Source organism: Gynuella sp., from assembly GCF_050297175.1.
Lineage (GTDB): Bacteria > Pseudomonadota > Gammaproteobacteria > Pseudomonadales > Natronospirillaceae > Gynuella.
In genome coordinates this window covers 212,369-219,066 of record NZ_JBNKSF010000059.1, presented here as the reverse complement: position 1 = coordinate 219,066, position 6,698 = coordinate 212,369, and the positions used below count along the sequence as shown (strand labels likewise).

7 protein-coding genes are annotated in these 6,698 nt (G+C 48.3%); 1 reads left to right on the top strand and 6 read right to left on the bottom strand.

The window, feature by feature from the left end:
• A partial coding sequence (locus ACQY6I_RS22980) for a hypothetical protein (RefSeq protein WP_428243938.1) occupies nucleotides 1-405 on the top strand: 405 nt, incomplete at its 5' end.
• Here the strand turns inward: ACQY6I_RS22980 and ACQY6I_RS22975 are convergent.
• From ACQY6I_RS22975 to rbsA, 6 genes are all read right to left on the bottom strand, one after another.
• Nucleotides 402-767 carry a hypothetical protein gene (locus tag ACQY6I_RS22975; RefSeq protein WP_428243937.1) on the bottom strand — a complete coding sequence of 122 codons (366 nt, stop codon included), beginning with the start codon at nucleotides 765-767 and terminating at the stop codon, nucleotides 402-404. The genes ACQY6I_RS22980 and ACQY6I_RS22975 overlap by 4 nt on opposite strands.
• A gap of 475 nt (nucleotides 768-1,242) precedes the next feature.
• Entirely contained in the window at nucleotides 1,243-2,277 is a 1,035-nt protein-coding gene (locus ACQY6I_RS22970) for a substrate-binding domain-containing protein (RefSeq protein ID WP_428243936.1), read from the bottom strand.
• Nucleotides 2,278-2,300: 23 nt separating this feature from the next.
• Nucleotides 2,301-3,218: a ribokinase gene (gene rbsK, locus ACQY6I_RS22965; RefSeq protein ID WP_428243935.1), complete on the bottom strand. Its 918-nt coding sequence runs from the start codon at nucleotides 3,216-3,218 to the stop codon at nucleotides 2,301-2,303.
• 81 nt (nucleotides 3,219-3,299) lie between these two features.
• Complete coding sequence (gene rbsB, locus ACQY6I_RS22960; RefSeq protein ID WP_428243934.1) at nucleotides 3,300-4,187, bottom strand: ribose ABC transporter substrate-binding protein RbsB; 888 nt, start codon at nucleotides 4,185-4,187, stop codon at nucleotides 3,300-3,302.
• 24 nt (nucleotides 4,188-4,211) lie between these two features.
• Nucleotides 4,212-5,192 (bottom strand): ribose ABC transporter permease, encoded by a 981-nt coding sequence (gene rbsC, locus ACQY6I_RS22955; RefSeq protein ID WP_428243933.1) that lies wholly within the window; start codon nucleotides 5,190-5,192, stop codon nucleotides 4,212-4,214.
• Nucleotides 5,189-6,691, bottom strand: coding sequence for a ribose ABC transporter ATP-binding protein RbsA (gene rbsA, locus ACQY6I_RS22950; RefSeq protein WP_428243932.1), 1,503 nt, complete (start codon nucleotides 6,689-6,691; stop codon nucleotides 5,189-5,191). The genes rbsC and rbsA overlap by 4 nt, the downstream gene beginning before the upstream one ends.
• Nucleotides 6,692-6,698: the final 7 nt, after the last annotated feature.

Below are 6,698 nucleotides of genomic sequence, written 5' to 3'. Positions count from 1 at the left end.
CCGGTTGCCTACGCTGTCATAGCGGTATTGGTACAGGCCGTAACTGCCATCGGCTTCGGTCAGACGGTTGAGTTCATCGTAACTGAAGGTCTGATCCAGGGTGCTGTCGGTGAGGTTCTGGATCTGTTCGATGTTGCTGTTAAGGTCGTAGTGATAGGCCCAGTCCTGCACGCGGCTGCTCAGGTCGGTGAGCCGGTAGTCGAGGTCGTAGGTGTAACGTTGCTGGATACCGTTGCCGTAGGTAAATCCGGTGACAGGGCCGAATGGCAGGTAGGTCAGGTCGCCAAAGCCGTTGTATTGGTAGGTGGAAGCGGTTCGGGTTTGGAGGTAGCAGGTTGGCCCGTTACACGGAACAGATCCAGTGGGGGCGGTTGGTGTGAATTGACAGGAAAATCGCTATCTTAATCAGGAAACTTGTTTTGTAACTCTTTCTGCATTTTGTTATTCAGGTCTGTTAGGTTCTCTTTCTTCAAAAAACTCAATAACTTCATCCCTTCATCCTTTAAGGTTGGGCTTCTACAGTTTGAACTTAAAAACAACTCCACTACTCCAATCAATTGTTTCTGGGAGTAGTCATGTCCGAGCACTTCGACACATTGATGAATAGCCTCCGCAAAGTTAATACAATTGCCCTTTCTATGAGAGCGCTGTGCTAGCGAATAACTGAGCTCCCAAGCTTCCTCAAAGTCCCCCTTTAAAATCGACGCATGTATTGCCCCAACCACTATACTATCTATTTTAAAGAACAATTTTTTAATGATATTCACCATTTTCTCCTAGCTTCCAAAATCGTCACCACCGCCTGTCAGAACCATACACGATACATAAACAGCCATACCTTTGCAGCACACATCTGTTTATTGCCACCGTGCTGGAGATATCTGATTACTACTCCTTCACCAACTCTAGAACAACCATTCTCAGGAGCAATATCGTCAGCATCAAAACGACCAACAAGCTATTGATTTTGTCGCCCAAGAATACAGGGCCAGATACTATAGAAAACTAATAATTCCCTGAAGTTTTCGATCCGATGCGTGGCGCAGATATTTTTCAAGAATCTTTTTTACAGCCGTTCAGTTGGAACCGTTTGTCCCTACGGATCACCACTCAGACCCGTGAAAGTCCTTTTTTTGAATAAAGCCACGAAAAACCGGAACTGGCTGTTGAGCAGTATTTTTTGTGATACTGGTTGAGAATCTCTTGTCAAACGTCGCCCTCCAGCCTGCTGGAAAACCATTCCTATTTTTTTTGAGGCAACTTATTCTTCTGAGCCACTTTAGCAACGGATGAGCGCACGACTAGATCAGGTTCAATCAATAACGTTCGCCCTTGCTTGCGAGGGTGTTCCAGACGTTCGATCAGGGTATGTACCGCCATTTTCGCCAACCGGTTTTTAGGCTGGTTAATTGTGGTCAACGGTGGATAGAAATGTGCTGAGAAGGAGATGTTGTCGTAGCCGATTACTGACAGATCTTCCGGCACCCGAATGCCCGACAGTTGCGCTTCGCTCAACGCTCCCAGAGCCATCGTGTCATTGGCGATAAACACCGCACTCGGTTTTTGATCCTGTGCCAGTAATTGGCGCATTGCCAGTTTACCCCCTTCGCATTCGAAGTCAGACTCAATGACCCAGTCCGGGTTGATTGTCAGTCCGGCGTTGGCCATGGCTTGCTTAAAGCCATCATAACGCCCCAGCGCAGGAATTTTGTTACTTGGGCCACCAATAAAACCAATGTCAGTGTGGCCGTTTTCAATCAGGTGTTGTGTGGCGATCAGACCACCGAGTGAAGAGTTATCCTGAATGCGATCCAGATATTCATCGGTCGGTCCCCAGTCCATTACCACCATGGGCAGATCCCTTTGGGCAGTTATGGCTTTGAACAGGCCGTTATCGTATTCGGTACACATCACCAGAATGCCATCAGTTCGCTTTTGCAGCAGCATCTTCAGATAAGAGTCGGTTTTTTCCGGGTCACCATCGGTGTTGCAAAGCACCAGATTGTAGCCTTCACGATAGCAGTTTTTTTCAACGGCTTTGATCACTTCGGCGTAAAATGGATTTAACGTGGTGGTTACCAGCATGCCCAGAGTTTTGGTGTTTTTAACCTTCAGGCTGCGCGCAACGGCACTCGGTGCATAATTCAGCGCTTTTACCGCAGAGAGCACCGCTGCTTTTGATTCTTCAGAGACGAATCGGGTTTCATTCAATACGTGCGAGACGGTCGTCGTGGAAACCTTGGCCAGCTTCGCGACGTCCTTAATGGTAACCGACAATAACTTTTCTCCCTATGACCGGATCAATGCTGTTCGATAAAAGCGACCACCTCGGAAAGTTCCGGAATGGAATCCTGAGCACCACTTCGGGTAACCGACAGCGCCGCAGCCGCCTGAGCGAATGTTACCGCATCCGACATGGCATTGTCTTTTAATAACGCGGCCACTAACGCACCATTAAAACAATCACCGGCCGCAGTGGTATCCACTGCTTTTACTGAAAAACCGGTATAACGTTCGCCGACTCCAGCATTACTGTACCAGACACCTCGCGCACCCAACGTAATTAACACCTCGGCAATACCCTTGCCATGCAAAACATCACAAGCCTGGGCTGCTGTGGCTTCGTCAGTTACACGAATACCGGTTAATCGTTCAGCTTCCGTCTCATTGGGGGTAATCAAGTCAACCATGGCCAATAAATGATCCGGTAATTCGCTGGCCGGTGCCGGGTTCAAGATAACTTTGGTGCCAGAATCCTTTGCCACCTGTGCTGCAAATATGACTCCCTCGACCGGAGTTTCCAATTGCAATAACAACGCATCGGCAGTTTCTATAAACGTCCTTTTGGTCTGAATACAGTCTGATGTTAAATGTGCGTTGGCCTGCGCAGAAATGCCAATGCAGTTTTCCCCATTGGCATCCACAAAGATCATTGCCGTACCGGTATTACTACCGGCAATCTGTTCTATTCCGGCGGTATTGATACCGGCGGATGCAAAACTATCGACCAGTTGATGACCGATAGCATCGGAGCCCACACAAGCGATAAAAGTAATGTCAGCCCCCATTCGGGCAGCTGCCATTGCCTGATTAGCACCCTTACCACCACCCAATACCTGATAACTTTCGCTCGATACCGTTTCGCCCGGTTTGGGCAAATGGTTGAGTTGCAAAACATGATCGACGTTTACGCTACCAAGGACAGTGAGTTTTTTCATGCGATCTTCCATTGGGAAATTTTAAGAAATGGCCCGAAGACATCGTCAACGAGCCACCATAAAGAACCATAACCAACCGGTTTAGTTAATAACCTGCAACGGTACCGGAATGTATGCATCGACCTTTTCACCCGTCAATACTTTCACGGCAGTTTCGACACCCAGCGCACCAATCAATGCCGGTTGTTGACCAACAGTGGCCCCCATATCGCCTGCTTTTACCGCAGCAATACCTTCATCTGTACCATCGAAACCAACGATCAGCACATGCTTGCCCGCAGCTTTGACAGCACGCAACGCACCTAAGGCCATTTCATCATTCTGTGCAAAAACGGCTTGAACATCCGGATGCGCCGTTAGCAGGTTTTCCATCACGTCCAGACCTTTGGCACGGTCAAAATCCGCTGGCTGAGTAGCCAACAATTTAAAACCATTGGCCTGAACAGCCTGCATAAAACCCTTGCCACGATCTTTTGCAGCTGAGGTTCCAGCAATACCTTCCAGCTGGATTAATTTAGCCCCCTTACCCAGTTTTTCAGCGATATAGTCGCCAGCCATTTTGCCGCCAGAAACGTTATCGGAGGCAATGTGAGAAACCACTTTTCCACGAGTGGCGCCACGATCCAGAGTAAAGACCGGAATCTTGCTTCGGTTGGCCATTTTAATGGCATTACCGACTGCGTCAGAATCTGCCGGATTGATCAGGATGGCAGCAACTCTTTTGGTAATTAAGTCTTCGACGTTAGCCATTTCTTTGGCAGGGTCATTATTTGAGCTGAGCACCACCAGTTCGTACCCGAGTTCTGCCGCTTTTTGTTCTGCCCCTTCTTTCATGGACACAAAGAACGGATTGTTTAACGTTGAAACCACCAGTGCCAGTTTCTTTTGCTCTGCTGCGTGCGCACCAAAAGAAAACGCCAATGTGGCAATCGCCGCCACTGCAGAAATCAGACGGGTCATTTTTTTCATAGAGTATTCCTCATTTTTTTGTATTTATTTGTTTCTATTGTCAACGATGACGGCCAACAAAATGACCGATGCCTTGGCAAGCATTTGGTAATAGGACGACACATCCAGCAGGTTCAGCGCATTATTCAAAAAGCCGATAATTAACGCGCCAATAAGCGTGCCCATAATTCGGCCCTTGCCCCCCATCAGGCTGGTGCCACCCAGTACAACGGCGGCAATGGCATCCAATTCATAGCCCAGCCCGGCAGTGGGCTGCGCTGAAGAAAGACGTGCGGTAATGATGATACTGGCGATCGCTGCTGTTAGACCGCAAAGTGCATACACAATAATTTTTACCCGGTCGACATTGATACCCGACAAACGGGTCGCTTCTTCGTTACCACCGAGCGCGTAGATATAACGACCGATTTTGGTGTGGTTCAACAGGTACCAGCCGGCAGCAAATGTTATGACCATAATCCAGATCGGTACCGGCACACCAAACAGATATCCGGTACCCAGCCAGCTGAACATATCGGCGTTGTCGGTATAACCGGTTGAGATCGGTCGACCATCGGTGAAGACCATGGTAATACCCCGTAAAGCCGTCATACTGACCAGCGTGGCAATAAAGGGCTGAACCTTGCCTTTAGCAACGATCACACCGCTCAAACCACCTAATAACAGACCTGCAATCAGGGTGATCGGTACCGCCAGGAAAACACTCATTTCTTTCGCAATCAGACTTGCGGCAAACGCACCAGTCAGGGCCAGGACGGCACCGACACTAAGATCAATACCGGCTGTGATAATAACCAGCGTCATACCGACTGCAATAATGCTGTTAACTGACGTTTGTCTCAACGTATTCAGCATATTGTCGATACTGAAAAAATTAGGGCTGATCAACGACACCACAATAATTAACAGCATTAAAGCAATCAGGGATTTTTGTTCAAAAAACCAGGCTTTACTGAAAATCTGCGGGTTGCCCTCGTGTGTTCGGGTCACTGTTTTGGTTGTCATGCGGTTACCTCGGATTCGTTGCCTACTGCGGCGGCCATCAATGTTTCCTGACTGGCGTGTTCTCGTAAAAATTCGCCGGTTAATTTGCCCTGACACATCACCAGAATGCGATCGCTCATACCAAGAATTTCCGGCATATCAGAAGACACCAAAATGATTGCCATGCCTTGCTGACGGAATTGATTGATCAACTGATATATTTCCTGTCGCGCACCCACATCCACACCGCGGGTGGGTTCGTCGAGAATCAACACTTTTGGTTGTTTCATCACGCCTTTGGCAATCGCGACTTTCTGCTGATTACCACCGGATAAATTCTTGATGATCTGTTTCTGGCCGGGTGTTTTGATGTGGAAGACATCAATGTAATTCTGCACGGCCTGCTGTTCCTGGTGATGGTGAATACGGCCACTGTTGTTACAAAACTCGGCCAGGCTGCTTAGAGTCATGTTTTCTTTCACCGACAGTTCCAAAACCAGACCATCTTTCTTTCGATCTTCCGAAACGTAGGCGATGCCAGAAGCAAGTGCGTCGTTCGGCGAACCAATCTGCAACACCTCACCATTGAGTGAAATACTGCCACTGGATTTTTTTGCAGCGCCGTACAACAACCGCATCAGCTCCGTCCGCCCGGCGCCCATCAACCCGGAAAAACCGAGAATTTCACCGCTCTTCAAACTAAAACTGACATTATCGACACCCGGTCCACATAGGCCATTGACCGTGAGGCATTCATCACCCAGTGAAACATCCACGCTGGGGAACTGATCTTCCAGAGAACGCCCCACCATGAGTTCGATAATGCGATCTTCGGTTAGTGCCTGAACTGGACTTTCAGCAATAAATTTTCCATCACGCAGGACAGTAACATCATCACAAATATGGAAAATTTCTTTCAACCGATGAGAGATATAAACAATACCATGGCCTTGGTCGCGCAACTCCTTGATGACCTCAAACAGGTTGTCCGTTTCAGTATCAGTCAGAGCATCCGTTGGTTCATCCATAATGATGACCTTGGATTCAAACGACAGCGCCTTGGCAATTTCCACCATCTGTTGCTCACCAATGCTGAGGTTTCCCAGCCGGGTACGTGGGTGGTGTTTTATTTTGAGTCGGTCGAGCAATTTGGTGACATCAGCATACAATTGTTGCCACTGAATTTTTCCGTACCGCGTGGGCTCCCGGCCCAAAAAGATATTTTCCGCGATGCTTAATTCCGGAATCAGGTTCAGTTCCTGATGAATAATACCGATGCCCTGATCCTGAGAATCTTTGGGACCTTTAAACTGACAGGGTTGCCCCTGATACTCGATCACACCTGAATCGCGTTGATAGATACCGGTTAACACCTTCATCAGAGTTGACTTACCAGCACCGTTTTCGCCAACCAGCGCCATCACTTTACCGGGATAAACATTCAGACTGGCCTGGTCCAGTGCTTTGACGCTGGGAAAAGATTTCTCAATATTCTGCAGCATTAAAATCGGCTGTGTCATATCGCCA

What these genes read in the sequence shown, in the direction of transcription:
- rbsC (WP_428243933.1), bottom strand. Translation starts at nt 5,192, where the DNA reads ATGACAACCAAAACAGTGACCCGAACACACGAGGGCAACCCGCAGATT.
- rbsK (WP_428243935.1), bottom strand. Translation starts at nt 3,218, where the DNA reads ATGAAAAAACTCACTGTCCTTGGTAGCGTAAACGTCGATCATGTTTTG.
- rbsA (WP_428243932.1), bottom strand. Translation starts at nt 6,691, where the DNA reads ATGACACAGCCGATTTTAATGCTGCAGAATATTGAGAAATCTTTTCCC.
- rbsB (WP_428243934.1), bottom strand. Translation starts at nt 4,187, where the DNA reads ATGAAAAAAATGACCCGTCTGATTTCTGCAGTGGCGGCGATTGCCACA.